Genomic DNA, 19,354 nt, shown 5'->3' on the forward strand with positions numbered 1-19,354 from the left:
TTTTTACGTTTTAATTCGGTTAATAAGTTCCAGGCATGCCCTGCCGTTGTGGTACGGACATTTCCAGAAACCTGCTTTGTCTTTTTGCATTACAGCATAGTCGCTGTAAACTCCCCAAACCCATTCGCCGTTTTTTTTGTCGAGAATGTGTTTTTTTATGAATTCCCAGTTTTTGTAAACAATATCCAGATATTCCTGTTTGCTTGTTAATTGATAAGCGTTATAAAACCCGATTAAAGCTTCGGCTTGAGGCCACCAGTGTTTTTCGGCAATTAATTCTTTTTTTTCAGGATCGTATTCGTACCATAAACCGCCATCAGAATCGATTCCTTTTTTTGTGGCTTCGGCAATCTGGATGGCGTGTTTTTTATAATTGGCAATTAAGGTTTTATCCTCTGAAATTTCGGCGCATTGCTGTAAAAGCCAGGCTGCTTCGATGTCGTGTCCGTATGAAATAACATCCGGTTTTTCGATCCATTTTTCATCAAAAAACAAACGAAGATGCCCGGTTTCGGTATTGATAAAATGTTTTTCGATGGTTTCAAGAAGCTCAACCATAATGTTTTGCAGCGTCTTGTCTTTCCATACTTTATATAAATTCGCATACGCTTCAATAATGTGAAGATGCGTATTCATGGTTTTCTTTTCGTTGGCATCTTTTTCGCTTAAACGCAAATCTTCAATTGGTTTCCAGTCTCTTGTAAAAGCTTCCAGATACCCTTTGTTTACAGGATCATAACTATAATCCTGAATTTTAGAATATAAATTAATGGCGATTTCCAATGCTTTTTCATTATTAGAAATGGCATAATATTCAGATAGTCCGTAAATCGCAAATGCCAGGGCATAAATCTGATTTTTGGTGTCTTTTGGTGTTTTATCGGCATTAATACTCCAAAAAAGACCTCCAAACTGTGTGTCATAAAAATGTTCCGACAGAAATTCAAAGGCTCGCTCAGCCAGTTTTTTGTGGTTTTCGTTTTTAGTGGTCTGATAACTGGCTGCAAACGTCCATAAAATACGGGCGTTTAAAACGGAACCTTTTTCTGAATCTGCTATAAGATGTTCGTTAAAATCAATCTGTCCAATAAAACCGCCGTTTTGGTTATCGACAGTATTCGCTGTCCAATATTCCAGAATAGAATTGAGTTCTGTTTCTAATTCTGATTTTAACTTTTTTAAATTCTCTGACACTTGTATTAAATTGCGTTGTTTTTTTCGATTTGGCTGATGATAGTTTCTACAGACCCTGCAGAAATAAAGGTGTCTGAAGGTGCATTGGTTACATAATCAACCAGTTTTTCTACAGATGAAACCGCAACATGCATGCGGGTGTCTGATGAAGCATAATAGACATAAACAGTTCCATCTGCATCTTCAATCCATCCGTTTGAAAATAATACATTTGATACATCTCCGACTCTTTCAATGCCTTCGGGACCCATAAAATGTCCGGCCGGAACATGGATTACTTTTGAAATATCATGCAAATCCGTCATGAAAACGTACAATGTATATCGTAATCCTGCGGCGGTATTACGAACTCCGTGTGCCAGATGCAGCCAGCCTTTTGATGTTTTGATAGGAGCAGGACCAAGCCCGTTTTTCAATTCGTAAATTGTATGATAGTGTTTACCAAAAATGATTCTTTCGTCTTTTACAACCGGATTGGTCATATCATCGACATAACCTAACCCAATTCCGCCGCCAGAACCTACATCGATAAATCCGTCCTGCGGGCGTGTATATAAAGCATATTTTCCGTTTACGAATTCCGGATGTAAAACTACATTTCGCTGTTGTCCGGTGTTCGAGATCAAATCAGGAAGTCTTTCCCAGTTTATTAAATCTTTTGAGCGCACGATTCCTGCATTGGCTACAGCCGAACTTGTGTCGCCTTTTGGCGCTTTTGGATCTTTTCTTTCGGTGCAGAAAATACCGTAAACCCAGCCGTCTTCGTGGTTAATTAAACGCATATCGTATACGTTTGTGTCTGGTTCTTCGGTCTGTGGAATTACACAGGGTTTGTCCCAGAATTTAAAATTATCGATTCCGTTTGGACTTTCTGCAATGGCAAAAAACGATTTTCTGTCAATTCCTTCCACGCGTACGGCAAGTAGGTATTTTTCGTTCCATTTCATGGCTCCTGCGTTGAAAGCGGCATTCATCCCGATGCGTTCCTGTAAAAACGGATTTGTTTTTTCGTTTAAATCAAAACGCCAGTTTAAAGGTACGTGAGATGCTGTAACGACAGGATTTTTATAACGCTCGTAAATTCCGTTTCCTGTCTTTTCCTCAGGAGAATTTTTTTTCTCGATGAGTGTTTTATGTTCGTTTTCCAAGGCCGTTTTTCTTTCGAGAAATAAGGCTGAAGAGGTTATTGTTGTCATATATTTTTCTGATTTCGGTATTCTGTTTATATTTTTTGATCTCTCTGCGAGTTTAAATCCTGTTCTATGATCTGTAATTTTTCTTCTGAAAGCGGGTAAAATAAAATAAAAGCGACAGAGACTGCAGCAGCAATGGCAGGCAGTATGCTCAGCATGAGCTGAATGCCGTTTTGGGTTACAGCAGTTTGCTCGACATTGGCCTGAAAGCCATAATATGCTAATAGCCATCCAGTTCCGGCGCCTCCAATGGTCCATCCAAATTTTTGCGACATAGATGATGCCGAGAAAACGAGTCCGGTTGCACGTCTTCCTTGTTTCCATTCAGAATAATCGGCGCTGTCTGCATACATGGACCATATTAACGGGAAAATGCATCCTGCACAAATACTAATTAAAACCTGAAAAGTCATAATTAGGAAAATATCTTCTTTTCCGAAGAAATAGAATATTAAACTTAAGATTGCAGCGATTGCCATTGCACCAAAAAAAGTGTTCTTTTTTCCCAGTTTGTTTGCCAGCGGTGTTGCAAGGATTACCCCGATAATATTAGCGGCCTGGCCTAAAACCAGATAAATTGAAGTTGGGGTCATATGAAAATCGCTTCCAAAAAGTGAAAAATCAAAATTGACATTGCTGCTTACATAATATTTAAAGTAATAAACTGCAGCACCGTCTCTGATAGAATTGAAAACCAAAGTTCCGATTCCGGCTCCCAGAAGAATCCACCACGGTTTGTTTTTAAGTAAATCTTTTAAATCTTCTTTCAGGTTCGATTGTTCGTTTTCAATAGGTTTTACCCTTTCTTTTGTGAAAAGAAAACAAGCCCAGAAAAAGATTGTGGTTATAAGCCCGAATACGGCTATTGTAGCCAGCCAGCCTGTTTTAGAATTTAAGTTTCCGCCAAAGTAATTTACAAGAGGTTCAATAAGCCAAAGAGCCAGAAGACTGCCTCCAAAAGCAAAAACCATTCGGTACGATGACAAGGTGTTTCTGTCTTTTCTGTCCGATGACATTACGCCTAAAAGTGAGGCGTACGGAACATTAATTAAGGAATAAATCATCATCATTAACGAATAGGTTACGTAGGCGTAGATTATTTTTCCTTTTTCATCAAAATCCGGCGTGTAGAAAGTTAAAACTCCAATCACGGCAAAAGGTACGGCTACCCATAATAAGTAGGGTCTGAATTTTCCCCATTTGCTTTTTGTCCGGTCTGCAATAATTCCCACAATCGGGTCAAAGCAGGAATCCCAGATCCGGGTAATCAAAAACATGGTTCCCACAACGGCAGGAGCCAGTCCGAAAACATCAGTATAAAAGAACAGAAGATACATGCTGAAAATTTTCCAAAACATGGAAGAAGCGGCATCTCCAAGTCCGTAACCGATTTTTTCTTTTAAATTAATTTTGTCGTGCATTGGTTAGTTTTTAAGTTTTAGTTTAGTTTTTTGAGTTTATTTTAGTTCTTTTTTAATGTCTTTTTCAAACAAAGTTTTGTCGAGATTGTAAAAATCAATAAAGTCTTTTTCGCTTATCTGGCCTTTAAACGGCGCATAATAATGCATCTTTTTTTCGTTTTCCTGCCAGCCGTGATTTCTCCAGAGTAAAATGTAAGATATTTTATAATCTCCAATGGCTTTTAAAAGTGTTTCTGTCCACCATTTTGGATCTGGAACGGCTTCGTATCCTGCTTCGGCAATGGCAGTTAATTTGTGTTTTTCGGCACCAATTTCGTCTATGATTTTAAGTTGTTTTTGTACTTCATCAATAAATTTCTGACCGCTTTTATCATTATTATTCTGATAGGTGTCAAAACTGATCATATCGGCAAAATCATCTCCGGGATAATTCGTTAAAAAATCTTCTTTTGAATTGAAACTGCTGGTGTTGTACACATAAATAAGATTGTGAACGCCCTTTTTTTGAAGATATTCAAAGGTGAATTTCCATGCCGATTTAAATTCTTCGGGTGTGCAGTTTCCTTTTCCCCACCAGAACCAGCCTCCGGTTAATTCATGAAATGGTCTGAAAAGTATCGGAATGTTTTTTCCTTTTTTATCTTTTAAGGAAAGAAAGAAAGCAGCTGCTTTGTCCAGCCATGCAGTATATTTTTGATGGTTTTTTCCTTCCGGCAGAATCGTTTTTAAAGAATTCGGCGTATTGTCCCAAGCATTTTTTCCGGTTGCCGGATTGTCAAAATGCCAGCTTATGGTCGAGATACCGCCTCTGGAATCTGCCTCAATAATATATTGTTTCATTTTGGCAAAAGGAACACCGTCGATATTGTTTTCATCCCCTTTTTCCAGGCCGGCAATGTCCCAGCCGTAAACAGCGGGATAATCGCCCGTAACATCTTTTATGTCGCTGCGCCCTTTTTCATATTTCCAGTTTACCCCGTAAGCCAGATCGTCCTGGTGTCCAAAAAGAAACCCTTTTGCAGCCAGTTTATGTAGTTTTTGGTATAATAAAACTGTTTCTGCTGTTGCTTTTTTATCTGAAAGTGACAAATTCGTATTAGTATTTAAATGTCGGGCAGAACATGAAACCCCAAGTACAGCTGTGATTAAAAGAGAGTAAAAGTATTTTTTCATATTTGAAATTGTTGTTTTTCAGTACACTGCTTGTCATTGCTTGTAAATAAAGCAATTCACTTGTAAAAAGCTTGTTCCGCCTGTTTGTAATTAAATATTGTTTTCCTGATAAAATTATTAAAACTATAAAAAGTTTGACTATTAAAAATGATTAATGATTATTATTAATAGACTTTTTATAAACTTGATAATTCTATTTTTCAAAGATAAAAGGATGTTTATACTCGAATTAATATTATTTTATCAATTATATATCATATTATTGCAGAAAAAATCCAAGTTGTAACCGTAATAATAGTTCAGAACGATGAGCAGTGATAAAAATTTTTACAGAGAAATCGCTCCGCTTTCAGCCGGAGATAGTTTTTTAGTTTTTGACAGAGTTAAGGATAGTTTTGATTTTCCGGTTCACTATCATCCTGAGTTTGAGATTAATTTTATTTTGAATGGAAAAGGCGTACGACGTGTTGTAGGTGATAATATTGAAGAAATTGACAATGTCGAACTGGTTTTAATTGGTCCGAATTTATATCATGGATGGGAGCTTAATAAGTGTACCAATAAAAAAATACACGAAATCACGATACAGTTTCATAATGATCTTTTTCATGAGTCACTGCTGGCCAGAAGGATTATGAATCCTATTCGTGATATGTTTAATCGTTCTATTCACGGAATTTTATTCTCTAAGAAAACCGCCGACGAACTGACGCCGAGACTGGTCAGACTTTCAAAGCTGGACGGAATGGATTATTTCCTGGAAATTACATCTTTATTATATGATCTGGCAAACTCCAGAAACCAGCGTCTGCTTTCTACTTATACAGTAGACTATGATAAATTTGATGACTATGACAAGATGAAACTGGTGTATGAGTATGTACAGAAGCATTTTGCAGATAAAATTACTTTAGAAGATGTGGCAAATGTGGCAAGTATGTCGATCATCTCTTTTAACCGATTTATAAAAAAACGCACCGGAAAGACTTTTGTAAACTATATCAATGACATTAGAATTGGTTATGCGGCCAGATGGCTTGTTGAAAAAGATATGAGTGTTTCTGAGGTGGCTTTTAAATCCGGTTTTAATAATATAGCGAACTTCAACCGCAGTTTTAAAGCGATTAAAAATTGTACGCCTAGTCAATATCGTGAGGATTTCTCAGGATTAAAACGAATTTTATAGTGATACTTTTTTTTCACACATTCCTATTATTTTTAACGAAAACGTTTGATTTTTAAGTTTTTGTTAACTTTTATTTATAATTAGTACCGGTTTTGAGTAAAGCATTGCGAATAATTCAATTTTTAATGCTTTAAATTTCGATATGTGTTTTTTTAATGCGATATAGTAAAAATATTATCATTAAATGATGGAATACTATCGATTTGATATTTCCTTCTGTTATAGATTTGTTAAATAATTTTGAAGTAAACATCACTCTTTTATTGCTTAATTATAAAATAACAATTTAAACTAACCAAACACTTATTTATGAAAAAACTAATGACCAATTTTATTCATTGGAATGCTGGCCACAAAGCAGTTCCTTTGATTTTAATTTTGCTGCTGACAAGTAATTTTATTACAGCTCAGGTAAAAGTATCGGGAACGGTGTCTGATGAAAAAGGATTATCTATCCCGGGCGCCAATATTTCAGTTGCCGGTTCGAAAGTCTCTACTTCAACAGATTTTGACGGGAAATATTCAATCGATGTTCCGGTAAACGGAACGCTTGTATATTCATTTATTGGATTTAATACACAAAAAATCGCTGTCGACGGAAGAAAAAGTATCAATGTAATTTTAAAAGCCAGTGCAGAGGATTTGAAAGATGTAGTTGTAATTGGTTACGGTACTCAAAAGAGAAAAGATGTAAACAGTGCAATTTCGAGCATCAGCTCAAAAGATATCGAGAATTTAAAAGTAGTTTCATTTGACCAGATGATGCAGGGTAAAGCGGCCGGGGTTGTGGTAAACAGCAACTCAGGAGAACCTGGAAGTAACGTTTCGGTACGTATTCGTGGTATTTCGTCTTTAACAGGAACAAACGAACCTTTGTATGTAATTGATGGTGTGCCGATTTCGGGAGATGCGAGAAACTCTTCTACATCCGGAAGAAATGCACAAGGAAATTCAAACTTCTCTAATAATGGTAATATTACGCAGAGTCCGTTAGCTTTGCTGAATCCAAGTGATATTGAGTCAATCGATATTTTAAAAGATGCTTCTGCAACGGCTATTTACGGTTCGCGTGGTGCAAACGGGGTAGTTATCGTAACCACTAAATCCGGTAAAAAAGGAACAGGAAAAATATCTTTCGAAAATTCATACACTATCAGCACGCTGCCAAAAAAACTGCATTCTATGAATCTGCAGCAGTATGCCACACATCAAAATGCTTTGTCTGGTGTTTATGATCCAACTTCATACAGACCTGAATTTGCTCATCCTGAACTTTTAGGAAAAGGTACTGACTGGCAGGATGCGATTTACGAAACCGGAATTATGACTTCGAACCAGTTGTCTTTTTCAGGCGGTAAAGAAGGGGTGAATTACTACTTATCAGGAGGAGTTGTAAATCAGGAAGGTATCGTAATCGAATCCGGGTTTAAAAGATACAATGTAAGAGCTAATATCGATGCTAAAGTAAACAGCTTTATCAAAGTTGGTGTAAACATCAGTGGAGCCATTACTGATGAAAAGTTAACTCTTAACGGACAATTTAATGGTGTGGTTGCTACTTCATTACTGGCAACTCCGGATGTAGCGGTAAGAGAATTATCAGGTGCTTTTGCCGGACCTCCTGCAGGTGGTGCAACATCATTTGTCAATCCGGTTGCGACTTCTTTATTGGGTTCTAATACATTGGTTAGAAAAAACTATTCTGGTAATTTCTATACTCAGGTTGATTTGTTCAAAGGTTTAGAATATCGTTTTGAGGCTGGTGGTTATATCTACGACAATTTAGGACAACGATTTGATCCTATGTATTCGTTGGGTAATGCAGTAAAAAGCTTTGCGAACTTGTATTACAATCCATCTACGGGTAATTCATGGAACTTAAAAAACATGCTTACGTACAGAAATACGATTGGTAAACACAATTTTACCGTTCTTGCCGTGCAGGAATCTAACAGAGCGCACTGGGAAGGGTACACAATTACAGGTTATGGCTATAAAGATAACAACGACAAATCACTTGCCGCTTCAGATTTGCCAAAAGCGGTTACAAGCGGGGTTTATTCAGGTACGCAGACTTTGGCTTCTTATTTAGGAAGAGTTGTGTATGATTATGCAGATAGATACGGCGTTTCTGCTGCAGTAAGAACCGATGGATCTTCAAAATTCTTTATGGGAAATAAATGGGGTGTTTTCAGCTCTGCCAGTGGTTCCTGGAAAATTTCAAACGAAGCTTTCATGGCAGGAACAAAAAAATATGTTGACAATATTAAATTAAGAGCCGGCTGGGGACAAACAGGTAACAACCAGATTGGTAATAATTTATACGATTCAAATCTTCATATCGTAAATAGTACAATGGGAACTTCTTATCTGCCGTCTAATACAGCAAATAAAAAACTGAAATGGGAGACTCAGGAACAAACCAACTTAGGATTGGATTTTACAATGTTCAATTCTTCGCTTTCTGCTACCATCGATTTGTACCAAAAAGTTTCTAAAGATTTCTTGTATCAGGTGCCTCTTCCAAACTTTCTTTCAGGAGGTGGTGATTATGAGGGTGGTGTGAATCCGCCGTCTGAAAACCTTGGAAGCATGAAAAATAAAGGTTTGGAGATTACCTTGACGTATAACAAACAATTTTCTCAAAATTTCTCATGGAATGCCAGCGCCAACTTTACAAGATATGTAAACGAGGTTACAGATATGGCGGGGTTAAATATCATCAAAACAATGGGAACTCTGGCTTATAATACCGTAACGGTTTCCAGAACTCAGGAAGGACTGCCAATTGGTTCTTTTATAGGGTATGAAGCAGCAGGTATTTATAGAACAGATGAAGATTTACTGACTTACGGTCATACAACTGCAGGTGGTACACGTGTAGTTCTGAAAAATGGAACCAATTCATTACAGCCCAACTTTCAAAAAGGAGATGTAATTTATAAAGATCAGAATAATGATGGTATTATCGATACAAAAGATTTAGTGACTATTGGAAATCCAAACCCAAAATTCACTTATGGTATTACCAATAACTTCAAATACAAAAATGTCGATTTGTCTATTTTCCTTCAGGGAACTGCCGGAAATAAACTGATGAACTTAACGCGTATGTCCGGTACGTTAAACAGTAATTTAGGAACCAATTATTTAACTGAAGCTGCTGATTTTTATTCTGCGGATAATTTAGATGGCTCTCTTCCAAGACCATCTGCTTATAATGATATTAATAATGCGGTTTCGTCAAGATTTATCGAAAACGGATCGTATTTAAGAATTCAAAACGTGACTTTAGGATATTCACTTCCTTCTGATGTGATTTCAAAATTGAAATTAACAAGATTGAGAATTTACGCTTCGGGTCAGAACTTATACACATTTACGAAATACAAAGGATACGATCCTGAGGTAGGTTCTTACAACCAGGACGCTTTGTTATCCGGAGTAGATAACGGTCGTTATCCTGTCCCTAGACAAGTGTCATTTGGTTTTAATGTTGAATTTTAATAACGAATTACTATGAAAAATATAATAAAAAGAAGTGGTGCTTTTGCCTTAACATTACTTGTGCTGCTTTCGTCATCTTGTTCTCAGGACTTTTTGGATGTACCTGCAGAAGGAGTGCCGACAATAGGAAATTATTACGACTCTGATGTTAAACTCGATAATGCGAGTAACGGACTTTACGGTATCGTTTGGTTTAATATGAATAAAGAAGGATTTTACGGAATTACCGATGTAATTTCGGGGAATATGTACGCCGGACCGTATAATGAGTTTGGAAAATTTACTGATTTGAGCTTTACCAATTCACAGTCTTTTATTGGTGATTCATGGAGATCTTGTTTTGGAGCAATCGCCAATTGTAATACCTATATTAATATATTACCGCAGAGTGTGGGGCCAAATGTTACAGATGAGGCTTTGAACAATGCAATGGGTGAGATACATTTTATCAGGGCGTTTTCGTATTTCTTCCTGGTAAGATTATGGGGAAATGTGCCGATTATCGAAAACAATGCTGATTATTCTACCAATTTTGTTATTCCAAGTAATCCTTCTGAAGATGTGTACAAATTCATCGAAAATGATTTGAAATTTGCTATCGATAACTTAAGATCTAAAAACAGAGGGTCAGATTATGCAGCCAATGCACACGTGTCTAAAGGTTCTGCAAAAGCACTTTTGGCAAAAGTATATTTGTATCAAAAGAAATACGATCTGGCAAGAGCAATGGCTCAGGATGTAATTAACAGCGGGGAATTTAAATTATTAGGAGGAGAAGAACTGCCGCTGAAATCATTTGCAGATTTATGGCTTCAGAAAAATAATAACAATGAAGAATCAATCTTTTCATGGCAGTGGACAGGTGCAGGAACGTACTTTGAAGGAAACTTCTCAAATACTTTATTTGCTCCGGAAAACAGACTGGTAGAAACTTCCTATTCAGGGCAAATCGCACCATCTCAGGATTTAATTCACAATGTTTTTGAACCTGGCGATAAAAGAAGAATCGAAACGTTTATGCTTCCGGGAGATTTTTATCCAAACCTGACCTATGCACAGACACTTGCAGTAGATGCTCCTAAAATTTTAGGGTACACTTTTGAAGAAGAAAACGAAGCTCAGAACTCAGGTGCTGGTTTGAAAAAATACGTGATCGGAAAAGAAAACCTGCCTATAACAGGACCGTTTAATGCACCTTTTAACGGAGAAAGCAGTATGAACAGCTACATGATGCGTTATGCCGAATTACTTTTAATTCATGCCGAAGCTATTTTAGGATCTCAGTCAGGAAGTACTTCAGATCCTGCCGCTTTAAGATCGTTTAATGCGGTGAGAAGAAGAGCGGGTGTGCCTGTTAAAACCTCTATTTCTTTTGATGATATTTTCAGAGAAAGACGTGCCGAATTAGCTTGCGAAGGAGATTACTATTTTGACTTAGGCCGTCTGCCGTTTGCAAAAGCCAAAGCGATTTTAGAAGCACAAAACAGAGGAGACAAAGAAACGCCGAAATTCATTACTATTTCAGCATCGAATCTTTTGCTTCCTTATCCTGCTGATGATTTAATTAAAAATCCAAAATTAACAGAAGTAGTACCGTATACTTTTAAATAATTTTTAAAAATAATAAGATGAAAAATATAAAAATTGTTTCGTTAGCGGCCTGCATGTCATGGATGCTTTCTTTAATGTTTTTTACTTCATGCTCAAGTGATGATAGTAACGAGGAATACAAGGGCGGTCCGGTAATTGAATCGGTAATGCCTTCAGGATATAATGAAGATGGCAGTTTAAAACCGCTTACTCCGGTTACGATTGGTGATCCAAAAAATTACTACGTGATTCATGGTAAAGGTTTCCTGACGACTAAAAAGGTTTATTTTAATGATTTTGATACCTATTTCAGACCCACATTTGTAACTGATACCGATATTATTATTTTAATTGATGAAGATACACCTTACGCAAATTCATCGAATAAATTAAAAGTGGTAACAGACAAAGGAACGGCTCTTTTTGATTTTGAAATTGCGCCTCCGGTTCCAACACTGACACAGTTTTATCCGGTTAATGCGACAGCAGGAAGTGAAATTACCATTACAGGGAAATATTTCTTAAATCCGGTAGTTACCCTGCCAAAAACAGCTGATCTGCCAGAAGTTCCGGTAACGGTTGTTTCTTCGACATTAGAAAAAATTGTGATTAAAGTTCCTGAAAATGCAGACCTTAGATATCTTGCAGTTTCAAATATTTCCGGTACAGCAACTTCTGCTTACGGTATTGGAACAGCTATTTTTGATGATGTTGCGTACTATGATTTAGGTTTCCCGGACTGGAACAACCATAAAGTAGTAACTGATGGAACTGCTGAACAAGGATTAACGCATCTCGAAAAAGAAATGGATGCCTGGGGTAACCTGCAAGGAAACTGGGGCTGGTATGATAAACTACAGCCATTCGCGGGAATACGTGTAGCGGTTAAAGCAAAAGTGGATGGTAAAGTACGATTGGTATTTAACGGAGATTGGAGTAATTCACCAATCCTGAATGTTACAACGAAATGGCAGACGTTCACTCTTCCGTGGTCGGCATTCAGTTCTTCAGATCGTGTTCAGAATATTTCATTCCAGAACTTAACAGCCAATGCTGATGGTGATGGACAAAAAAATACATTTTATATTGATAATATTGGTTTTATATTGAAGTAGTAAGAGTTGATTAAGTTTTAAGCCTCCATTTTGAAAAAAATGGGGGCTTTTACAAAAAAAAGCTTCATACAGAAGTTTAGAATTTAGAATTGTGTTTAAATAAAGTAGTAGTTCTTATTTAATAAGTCTTTGTCAATAAAAGTTGAATTTAACCTTAAAAACAAAAATTATGAAAAAAAAATACTTTTTAAATGTTACGCCAAACCATAGATTCTTTTTGTTAAACATCTTTTTTTTAATAACCATTTTTAGTGCAAAAGCACAGGTAATTACAGGGATTAATCCTTACTGTATAGCAAGTAATCCCACTTATACTATTACGCCGGATCTTGGTGTTGCATACGACACCATTAAATGGGTGGCTTCAAATGATTCCGGAATAACTTTCAGCGGTAATCCTTCTCCAAAATCTTTATCAAAAGTGGTAATAAAGTCAGGAAACATTATTAATGCACCTCACTATATCTACGCGCAGTTTAGGTTAAACGGCACCGTGGTGTATCAAACACCTCAGTTTAATTTTGTTACAGCACCGCCTCCGGTTCAGCCAGGTTATGTAGTAACCAAGACACAGGACTATTGTACACCGCAGTATCATATTATAGTTTTAAATGTTGCGGTCAATCCAAACCCAAGTCCAAATACCAATTTCTACATTTCACCTTCAATGGCAGATCCTTCTGTTATTGTAACACAGACTTCAAAAAATGTGTTTGAATTAAAACTGCCTTTAAACGGCCAGAATTATTTTTTATATAACATACAAAGTACAACATCCTCTGGAGGGTGTTTGTCAAATTCGGTCACATCAACTTCTTATGGAAATGCGGTTTCGCTTAACTTAACCAATTGTGCCAATACTTCTCCGGGAGTAAATTATGATTTTTCGGTGGCTCCAAATCCATATAGTAATGGATATATTACCATAGTAGCATCTGCAATAAGTGCTTCGTCGCCGGGAGTATGCAGAATATTTAATTCTTCTGGAACTCAGGTAAGCAGTTTTTCTTTAACAAATTCGTCAACGGCCTATCAGCTAAAAGCGACGGCAGGAGCCGCTTTGACATCAGGAAATTATATTGTTCATGTTACCTATGCTAACGGAGTTACAAGGACTAAAAACCTTATTGTGATTTAAAAAACGTTCTTAATTTATAAGAACTCCATTCCGGTCAGCCGGGATGGAGTTTTTTATGCAATTCACCTTTAAAATTTGATACATACAAAGATGAGGTTGAATCTTTCGATTAACAAATATTAAAATTTATAAAAATGAAAAAAACGATAGCTTTATTGTTTGCGCTTAATTTTTCTGTTTTGGTTCTCGGTCAGGGAAATACCCATAACCAGACGGGCGGGAAATTCGAAGGTCTTGCCATGAAACCGCCAATGGGATGGAATTCATGGAATACCTTTGCAACTAATATCGATGAAAAACTGGTAAAAGAAACTGCTGATATTATGGTGTCATCCGGACTGGCTGCTGCCGGTTATAATTATATTGTATTAGATGACGGCTGGATGACCAAAGAACGTGATGCAAACGGAGATTTGGTTCCGGATCCTGCTAAATTTCCAAACGGCATGAAATCGCTTATCGATTATGTACACAGCAAAGGTTTAAAATTTGGATTGTACAATTGCGCCGGAACGCAGACTTGTGCCGGATATCCGGGAACAAGAGGCTATGAATATCAGGATGCCCGTTTTTATGCCAGACTCGGAATAGATTTCTTAAAATACGACTGGTGTAATACTAAAGGCATTACAGCCCCCGAAGCCTATACAACAATGAGCAATGCTCTTAAAACGGCCGGAAGGCCTATTGTTTTCAGTCTTTGCGAATGGGGTGATAATCAGCCTTGGGAATGGGGAAAACCAATTGGGAACCTTTGGAGAATTTCGGGAGATATTTATCCTTGTTTTGACTGCGAATTCAAACATCCGGAAAATTGGTCATCCTGGGGGTTTATGAAAATTGCCGAAATGCGAAAAGATATACGTAAATATTCCGGACCTGATCATTGGAACGATTTTGATATGATGGAAGTAGGAAACGAAATGAACGATACCGAAGACAAATCTCATTTTGCGATGTGGTGCATGTTGTCATCACCATTATTTACCGGAAACGATTATAGAAAAATGTCCAAAGAAACACTCGCAATCCTTACCAATAAAGATTTAATTGCGATTAATCAGGATAAACTGGGAATTCAGGGATTTAAATATTCGGCAGAAGATGGAGTAGAAGTCTGGGTAAAACCTTTGTCTGATGGAAACTGGGCAGTTACTTTTTTAAACAGAAGTGATGCTGTAAAAAAGGTTAATTTCGACTGGAAGAAAAATACAATTAAAGACGCTGATTTTGGTTATGAAGCAGATTTTAATAAAAACACTTATAAGATAAAAAATTTATGGACGGGCAGAGAAGCCGGAACGACCAAAAAGAATTTTACAGGAGAATTAGCATCTCACGACTGTATCACATTGAAATTGTCGCTTTAAAATAAGGTAATATGAAATTTAAAAAAGTAATAACTGTTTTGTTTTTGATGATCTGCTGTTTCTCTAAAGCGCAGTTTGTTAAAAAACATGGTCAGTTAAGCGTTCAGGGAACACAGTTGACAGATAAAAATGGCGAACCCATTGTTTTAAGAGGAATGAGTTTTGGCTGGCATAGCATGTGGCCGAGATTTTATAATGAAAAAGCAGTAAACTGGCTTAAAAAAGATTTTAACTGCAATGTCGTGAGGGCAGCACTGGGAATTGAACTGGGTGAATATGCTTATCTGAAAGACCCGCAGTTTTCAAAACAAAAAATAGAAGCGGTTGTAAATGGAGCCATTAAATCAGATATTTATGTGATTATTGACTGGCACAGCCACAATATCAATTTAAAAGAAGCAAAAGAGTTCTTTGCCGAAATTTCCAAAAAATATGCAAAGTACCCTAATATAATCTACGAAGTATTTAATGAACCGGATTATGAATCATGGGCTGAGGTTAAAAGTTATTCTGAAGAAATAATTAAAGTGATACGCGAAAATGATCCCAATAATATAATACTTGTCGGCTGTCCGCACTGGGATCAGGATATCGATCTTCCGGCGGCCGATCCAATTCAGGGATACAATAATATAATGTATACCATGCATTTTTATGCGGCAACACACGGTAAAGATTTAAGAGACAGAACTGATGCTGCTATACAAAGCGGTCTTCCTGTATTTATATCAGAATCAGCCGGAATGGAAGCTTCCGGAGACGGTCCATTAAATATTCAGGCATGGCAGGAATATATTGACTGGATGGAATCAAAAAGACTCAGCTGGATTACCTGGTCGGTTTCAGACAAAGATGAGACTTGCTCTATTTTGAAGAAATCAGCAAAATCAGAAGGAAAATGGAAAGAAGAAGATTTAAAAGAGTCAGGAATTAAAGTTCGTGAGTTTTTAAGAAAATATAATAATCAGAATTAAATATATTTTAAGAAGCTGAAAAAGCCTGCTCAAACCGAGCGGGCTTTTTTTTGTTTTTTGATTTAAATAGTCTTCTTAAAATCAATACAGACTAATAGATTTGATTATGTTTAATTTGTAAGAATTTTAATGTCGGCAAAAGAAGGTTTAATGGTTGTGTAAATAGTGATTAATTTTTGCATGTTTTTTAATTTATTTGAATGCACCCCTATTTTTTAAGGGGGTACTTGTTGTTTTGTTTGTTTTTAAAATTGATTTTTGTAATAATTAACCTGTTGTTTTTGTTTTTACCCTTAAAAATTATAATTAAAAGTTTAAAATTATGTTGTTGATTTTTCAAAAACGAAACGCTATAAATATCAAATAATGATTATTGGTTCTTTAATTTTTGTAATCCGTAATTCTTCAATGAAATCGTTAAAAAAGTAGATTTCGATTATTCAACTCATGCAAAAGTTAATAAATTCGCTAATGAAAATGATGAAGTTTTAGAGCGCAGATTCAATGTTTTAAAAATGGCTTATACTATTAAATAGATATATAAAGGATTAACTAACCAAAATCAATTAGTAACTAAAAACCAATTAACACATGAAAAAAGTATTTTACATTTTAGCTGCGACGTTAACAAGCTCTGTTGCTTTTGCTCAGGATGAAGATTCACCAACTTCACCGGCAACAACTTGGGGCGGATCTGCTGACGCTTATTATAAATATGACTTTTCTAAACAAATGAACGGATTAACGAGCTTTACCAACTCACAAGATTCGTTTGAACTAGGGATGGCTTCTATAGAAGCAGCACATTCATTTGGAAAAGCTTCCATTTTCGTAGACTTAGGTTTCGGAAAAAGAGCAGGGGAGTTTTCTTATAATGAAACAACAGACAAAGACATTAATGCTAAATTTTTAATTAAACAATTGTTTTTTACGTATCAAATGACCGAAAAATTCAAAGTTGTGGCGGGTAGTTTTGGTACACACATTGGCTACGAAGTTTTAGACGCTGTTGATAATAAAAACTACAGTATGTCGTATGCGTTCTCTTACGGACCGTTTTTTAACACGGGAGTAAAAGCACAGTACACTTCGGGTAAGTTTACAGCTATGCTGGGAATAACAAACCCAACCGATTTTAAATCAGCAATGGATGCCGGATCGACTCAAAAAACATACATTGGTCAGGTAGGGTACATAGGCGATACAGGAAGCGCTTACCTTAATTTTACAAGCGGAAGTACAAATCCAATTCCGGGAAGTCTGATTCCGGTTTCAGATGAAAATAAAACGCAGTTTGACTTAACAGCCTCAAAAACGATAACTGATAGTTTTAGTCTTGGATTAAATGCAACTTATGCAAAAACAAAGCATGATTTCGATGGTACTTTAGACGGTGAATGGTTTTCTGTAGTGGGATATGCAAGCTATTCCTTCTCACCATCTTTGCTTCTGGCATACAGAATGGAATATTTTGACGCAAAAGATGCTGCTCCAAGTTTAGGAACATTGACAGGATCAAGCGTATTTGCAAATACAGCTTCGTTAAATTATAAAGTTGGAAAACTAACCATTATTCCGGAGATCAGATACGATGCAGCTTCAGAAGATATCTTTTTAGATAAAGATGCTGCCCCAACAGGAGGATCGTTCTTCGCCTTACTTGCAACAACATACTCTTTCTAGAGATAAAGATTGATATTTTTTTTTTTTTTTTGGAGCTGTCGAAACATACTCATGTTTTGGCAGCTTTTTTATTTTTTTGTTTCCAGGTTTGAGGTTTGAAGTTTCAAGTTTGAAGTTTGAAGTTTCAAGTTTGAAGTTTCAAGTTTCAAGTTTCAGGTTTCTGTTGAGGTTTGTTATTGAAATTGACATTTATATTGAAATTGATATTTAACAAAAATTGGTAAAAAAATAAAAGCGCATTTCTCAGTTTAAAGAAATGCGCTTTTATTTTTTATTTTGGAAACCTTATTGAATTTGTTTTTTGTAAATCGAATAAATTGTATCAATTGTTTTTCGATCTAAGGTTGAGGTTGTGTCAGTTTGAATATAATGCAATTTGAAAGCCTGAATTGCTGCGGATAGGTTTTTTGTGTTATACCCTATGATTCTCAAAGCAGGTTCTATTTTAAAGTCAAACGGAGCTTCTTCTAAAACAGCATCCGGCCAGATTCCGAAACCTTTTTCTGCCAGTGTTTTCCACGGAAACAAAGCACTTGGATCTTGTTTTCTTCCAGGCGCAATATCAGCATGACCTAAAAAGTTCTGTGTCGGGATATTGTAATCTTTTTTCAGCTTGGTTAGCAAAGCTACTAAACTGCTTATTTGCGCTTCAGTAAAAGGTTTAAAACCGTTGTTGTCAAGTTCAATTCCTATAGAAGAGGAATTTAAATCAGTGTTTTTACCCCAGGTTGAATTTCCGGCATGCCAGGCTCTTAAATAATCATTTAACATCTGGACCACTTTTCCGTTTTCAGAAATAATATAGTGAGAACTAACCTGAGTTCTTGTTTTTGTAAACGTATTAATCGTTTGCTGTATAGAATCCTGAGCGGTATGGTGAATTATTACAAAACTCGGTTTTCTTAAATTGAAATTAACGGTTCCAATCCATTCCGTACTGATGCCGTTCTGCAAAGAAGTTGACCCTGTTTTTGATAAAGTATCTTTAATAATACCAAGCTGCGATGCATACGTCGTGTCGATAATAACAGGACTTACCGGTGGAATCACCTGCGAATCTTTACTGGTAATTTGATTTTCTAATGTCTTTAACTGCTGATCATAAGCTTTTTCAGTAGTCTTATATGGATTCGTTGAGCAAGAAGTAAGTACAATTGCCAAAATCAAATAACAAAAATGTTTTTTTGTCATAATTCACTATTTAGTATAGAATTTTAAACGCCTATTCCTGGATTTTCGTATCTGGATTTTCGTTAACTTCTTTTAAGTCTTTAGACTCTTTGTCTTTATCCTTATCTTTTTTCTTTTTAGATTTTGTTTTTTTGATCTCTTTAAACTCTGCCATGAATTTCGTGTACTTTTCAACCTGGTCCGGATTTAAAAATGCATTTATTTTTTTGTTCATGCTTTCAGTTAAAGCTTTGATTTGTTCGATTTTTTGATCCTGAGTTGCATTTTCGTTCTTTAAAAGAATTCCCTGCTCTCTCATGGTATCTGCCAGAACATTTGTTACTGCAATAGCCTGAAGTTCATCAAGATTTACAACTGGTTTCATCTGTTCCACAACTTTAGCGGCTGTTTCTTCCACCGGCACCTCTTTAGGCTTGCTTGTATTTCCCTGTGGTCCAGCCATCATACTTCTGTCCATTCCCATTCTGTTACTGCCATAGCCGTTTCCGTAGCCATTACCATAACCACCGTAACCATTTCCATAACCATTTCCGTATTGTGCTGAAACAGAGTTGAAACAAAATAAAGTAAAAACTAAAATAATGAAGTTTTGAGTAAGTTTCATAAAAGTATTTTTGAC

Annotated in this window: 14 protein-coding genes; 8 read left to right on the plus strand and 6 right to left on the minus strand. The window is 36.3% G+C overall.

The window, feature by feature from the left end; translation table 11 throughout:
- Positions 1 to 3: 3 nt before the first annotated feature.
- From OZP11_RS20140 to OZP11_RS20155, 4 genes are read right to left on the minus strand one after another with little or no spacing between them, the layout of a single operon-like run.
- Positions 4 to 1,194 carry an AGE family epimerase/isomerase gene (locus tag OZP11_RS20140; protein ID WP_281232284.1) on the minus strand — a complete coding sequence of 397 codons (1,191 nt, stop codon included), beginning with the start codon at positions 1,192 to 1,194 and terminating at the stop codon, positions 4 to 6.
- A gap of 5 nt (positions 1,195 to 1,199) precedes the next feature.
- Positions 1,200 to 2,390: a glycoside hydrolase family 130 protein gene (locus OZP11_RS20145; RefSeq protein ID WP_281232285.1), complete on the minus strand. Its 1,191-nt coding sequence runs from the start codon at positions 2,388 to 2,390 to the stop codon at positions 1,200 to 1,202.
- A gap of 26 nt (positions 2,391 to 2,416) precedes the next feature.
- Complete coding sequence (locus tag OZP11_RS20150) at positions 2,417 to 3,808, minus strand: MFS transporter (protein WP_281232286.1); 1,392 nt, start codon at positions 3,806 to 3,808, stop codon at positions 2,417 to 2,419.
- A gap of 36 nt (positions 3,809 to 3,844) precedes the next feature.
- The gene (locus OZP11_RS20155) at positions 3,845 to 4,981 is read right to left on the minus strand and encodes a glycoside hydrolase family 26 protein (RefSeq protein ID WP_281232287.1); all 1,137 of its coding nucleotides are present in this window, start codon (positions 4,979 to 4,981) and stop codon (positions 3,845 to 3,847) included.
- A gap of 307 nt (positions 4,982 to 5,288) precedes the next feature.
- Here OZP11_RS20155 and OZP11_RS20160 point away from each other — a divergent pair, with 307 nt between their 5' ends.
- The 8 genes from OZP11_RS20160 to OZP11_RS20195 all read left to right on the plus strand — a co-directional run bounded on the left by OZP11_RS20160 (position 5,289) and on the right by OZP11_RS20195 (position 17,544).
- Positions 5,289 to 6,167 (plus strand): helix-turn-helix domain-containing protein, encoded by an 879-nt coding sequence (locus OZP11_RS20160; RefSeq protein WP_281232288.1) that lies wholly within the window; start codon positions 5,289 to 5,291, stop codon positions 6,165 to 6,167.
- A 309-nt stretch (positions 6,168 to 6,476) separates the two neighbouring features.
- Positions 6,477 to 9,674: a SusC/RagA family TonB-linked outer membrane protein gene (locus OZP11_RS20165; RefSeq protein WP_281232289.1), complete on the plus strand. Its 3,198-nt coding sequence runs from the start codon at positions 6,477 to 6,479 to the stop codon at positions 9,672 to 9,674.
- 12 nt (positions 9,675 to 9,686) lie between these two features.
- Positions 9,687 to 11,285 carry a RagB/SusD family nutrient uptake outer membrane protein gene (locus OZP11_RS20170; protein ID WP_281232290.1) on the plus strand — a complete coding sequence of 533 codons (1,599 nt, stop codon included), beginning with the start codon at positions 9,687 to 9,689 and terminating at the stop codon, positions 11,283 to 11,285.
- Positions 11,286 to 11,302: 17 nt separating this feature from the next.
- Complete coding sequence (locus OZP11_RS20175) at positions 11,303 to 12,379, plus strand: hypothetical protein (RefSeq protein ID WP_281232291.1); 1,077 nt, start codon at positions 11,303 to 11,305, stop codon at positions 12,377 to 12,379.
- 169 nt (positions 12,380 to 12,548) lie between these two features.
- On the plus strand, positions 12,549 to 13,517 hold the full coding sequence (locus OZP11_RS20180) for a T9SS type A sorting domain-containing protein (protein ID WP_281232292.1): 969 nt from the start codon (positions 12,549 to 12,551) through the stop codon (positions 13,515 to 13,517).
- Between the two features lie 134 nt (positions 13,518 to 13,651).
- Positions 13,652 to 14,887, plus strand: coding sequence for a glycoside hydrolase family 27 protein (locus tag OZP11_RS20185; protein ID WP_281232293.1), 1,236 nt, complete (start codon positions 13,652 to 13,654; stop codon positions 14,885 to 14,887).
- A gap of 11 nt (positions 14,888 to 14,898) precedes the next feature.
- Positions 14,899 to 15,861: a glycoside hydrolase family 5 protein gene (locus OZP11_RS20190; RefSeq protein ID WP_281232294.1), complete on the plus strand. Its 963-nt coding sequence runs from the start codon at positions 14,899 to 14,901 to the stop codon at positions 15,859 to 15,861.
- A gap of 591 nt (positions 15,862 to 16,452) precedes the next feature.
- Complete coding sequence (locus OZP11_RS20195; RefSeq protein WP_281232295.1) at positions 16,453 to 17,544, plus strand: outer membrane beta-barrel protein; 1,092 nt, start codon at positions 16,453 to 16,455, stop codon at positions 17,542 to 17,544.
- A gap of 285 nt (positions 17,545 to 17,829) precedes the next feature.
- Here the strand turns inward: OZP11_RS20195 and OZP11_RS20200 are convergent, their stop codons facing one another.
- Together OZP11_RS20200 and OZP11_RS20205 are read right to left on the minus strand one after the other, a co-directional pair.
- Positions 17,830 to 18,735 (minus strand): N-acetylmuramoyl-L-alanine amidase, encoded by a 906-nt coding sequence (locus OZP11_RS20200; protein ID WP_281232296.1) that lies wholly within the window; start codon positions 18,733 to 18,735, stop codon positions 17,830 to 17,832.
- 31 nt (positions 18,736 to 18,766) lie between these two features.
- Complete coding sequence (locus tag OZP11_RS20205) at positions 18,767 to 19,339, minus strand: hypothetical protein (protein ID WP_281232297.1); 573 nt, start codon at positions 19,337 to 19,339, stop codon at positions 18,767 to 18,769.
- Positions 19,340 to 19,354: the final 15 nt, after the last annotated feature.

The sequence above is a fragment of the Flavobacterium gelatinilyticum genome (assembly GCF_027111295.1).
Lineage (GTDB): Bacteria > Bacteroidota > Bacteroidia > Flavobacteriales > Flavobacteriaceae > Flavobacterium > Flavobacterium gelatinilyticum.